Genomic DNA, 765 nt, shown 5'->3' with positions numbered 1-765 from the left:
GGGCTATTTGGACCCGGCTAACTCGCACCACGCATTTTCCCTCGCCGCCCAACATCACGCCGCGTCCTTCGGTGGCTGGTTGCTGAGTGCCCTGAAAGCTGCCGGCGTAGAGCCGGAAATGTTTTTGCCGGAATACGGCAAGGCTCAATATGAAATCACCTGCCGCCCCATTCAGGGAGTCGCCGCCGCCGACAGAGCCGTGAACGTACGGGAGATCACCCGCGAAATCGCCCGGCAGATGGGCCTGGACATCAGTTTTTCTCCCAAGCTGCAACCCGATGGGGTGAGTAATGGTGTGCATCTGCATATCAGCTTGCAGGATCAGACTGGACACCCCGTCATGTACAACCCCGAGCAAGACAATGGACTCTCGGCACTGGGCCAGCACTGGGCCGCAGGGGTACTGAAGTATCTGCCGGCCCTGTGCGCGTTCAGCGCACCGACGCCCATTTCGTATCTGCGCCTGAAACCCCATCACTGGAGTGCTTCATACGCCAACCTGGGGCAGCGCAACAGAGAGGCTTCGCGGCGCATATGCCCGACTATCACGATCGGGGGCAAGTCACCCGCCAAACAATACAACCTGGAGTTTCGCCCGCTCGATGCGACGTCATCGCCGCACCTGACCATGGCCACAGTGCTGATGGCCGGGAGAATAGGCAGCGAACACAAACTGGTTCTGGACGCTTCGGCCGATGAGGCGCCGGACATGCTGAGTGAGGAACAACGTCAGGCACGAAACCTCGTAGCCCTGCCTGGTTCTCT

General features: G+C 60.1%; 1 pseudogene. It reads left to right on the top strand.

Annotated elements, in window-relative coordinates:
• Positions 1–765, top strand: a pseudogene (locus ASU03_RS19305) (hypothetical protein); the annotation flags it as partial.

This window comes from Colwellia sp. TT2012 (genome assembly GCF_001440345.1).
In the GTDB taxonomy this organism is placed as follows: Bacteria; Pseudomonadota; Gammaproteobacteria; order Enterobacterales; family Alteromonadaceae; genus Colwellia.
Note: the sequence above shows the minus strand (reverse complement) of the source record. Positions and strands in the feature narration are given on the sequence as shown.